The 1,664-nt window shown below is 49.0% G+C and carries 2 protein-coding genes; both read right to left on the reverse strand.

The genetic code is table 11. From position 1 onward, the window contains the following. A partial coding sequence (locus tag Q0294_RS22160; RefSeq protein ID WP_299469806.1) for an SUMF1/EgtB/PvdO family nonheme iron enzyme occupies window positions 1–632 on the reverse strand: 632 nt, incomplete at its 3' end. Between the two features lie 109 nt (window positions 633–741). Continuing rightward, on the reverse strand, window positions 742–1,632 hold the full coding sequence (locus Q0294_RS22165) for an FtsX-like permease family protein (protein ID WP_299469807.1): 891 nt from the start codon (window positions 1,630–1,632) through the stop codon (window positions 742–744). Window positions 1,633–1,664: the final 32 nt, after the last annotated feature.

A 1,664-nucleotide genomic window follows, 5' to 3' on the forward strand; every position in this document is an offset into this window, starting at 1 on the left:
AAACTGTATTGGTCACCGGGAAAGGGACCTGATTTCCCCAGCTTCTTCCAGAGTTCGATGCATTTCTCCTGATTTGCTTTGGAGAGATCTTTCGGCTGCACCCAGTTATAAAAATGTGGTCTTTGCAACTGTTCTTCTGCTGTTGGTACCGCGCGGGCTGCATACTGCCATTCGAGGTGAGAAGGCAATCGGAACAGGAGTGACTCGATCGTACGTTGTTCATTTCGACTTCGTTCCTCATCATATGATTGCTGAAGTCGTAAACAGAAATCGACTGCATCCTCCAGGCTGACCAGGAAAGCCGGTTCCCGCTGACCATCTTGGATCATTGACTGTAATGCAGGGATATTGTTTTGCAACTTTTGATTCTTTTGATAGATCGCATTGAGACGTTCTTCACCGAGAATCAGCCGAAATTCGGCAAGAGTGACTTCCGTCTGGCCTATGTAAAAGTATCGGAGGTTAACAGGCTCTCTTAAATTATTTCCTGACGCAGTCGACTGCGGCTTCCCGGGGCGAATGGTTCCTGCGGGACAGTAGCGAAACTTGAGCTCCAGCTTTCCCTGCAAAGACTCAGGTTGATAGCTAAATAGTTCTCCCGGCTCCTCTGCCCTGAGAGCAGTAGATGACATAATTAATATACATAGCACAGTAATCCACTCCCAGCTGTGCCAGAGTGTTGAGTTCCCTAAGTCGGAGGATTGAAATTTTCGCATTTGATTCATCCCAGCAGATGATAGGTTAACGAAATCGCCCTTCGACGATTGCATCAAACGGGTCAAGTCGACTGGCCTTCCAAGCGGGGGGGATTGCCCCCAGGCCACAGCAGATCATGGCCCCGGCAAATACCAGTACTACATCAAATTGATTCATGTGAATGGAAACAACCGGCTTCCAGTGCAACCACTGGTATTCAGGCGGGCTACTCCATCCCAGAAACAGCCCCAGTCCCCATCCACACAGCAGACTGAGAATGGCGGCAGCTGCGCCAATCACCGTGGCCCGCAACAGGATCGTGGTAAAGACACCTGCACGAGACATTCCCATGACACGCATAATTCCGATCGCAGATCGTTTTCGATCTGTGGAATCCATAAGAACACTGAAAACAGTCAGGATTCCAAACAGGAACACTCCCAAGCCTACCACCCAGACCAGTAACTGGAGCGATTGATCCTGCTGTTGAATCTCCGTAATACGCCCCGTTTCCGACATCACTGCAAATCCCTTCTCAGCCAGGGCATCAACTGCATTGGGAACATCATCGATGGTGGCTGCGTACAGCCTCGCACGATCATAAATTGCCGGTTTCTGGCTGGGTACAAATAAATTCAAATCGGCATCGTACTCGGCGATACGATCTTGATAAGCCTGAATCCAGGCCAGAAGATTCGCAGGAACTGTCAGAACATGATTTTCGTTTTTCTGGGCCTCTGTTTTTGAGGGTTGTTTATTGTCGAGAAAGTCACGGTTGATTTTCAGTAGAATCGTATCAGCGCCAGCCAGCGGTAATTTCAGAGTCTTCAGTTTTTGATTCAGCAAAGCCGATCGTGCCGTAAAAGCATCTGCGTCATAGTCAAACGATAAGTCTGGTTCCGCAAAATACTCTCGTAACCAAGTGCGCCTCGGCATCGATAATCCTGTTACCTGCCAGAGGGCCTCAT

This window comes from uncultured Gimesia sp., assembly GCF_937919775.1.
In the GTDB taxonomy this organism is placed as follows: domain Bacteria; phylum Planctomycetota; class Planctomycetia; order Planctomycetales; family Planctomycetaceae; genus Gimesia.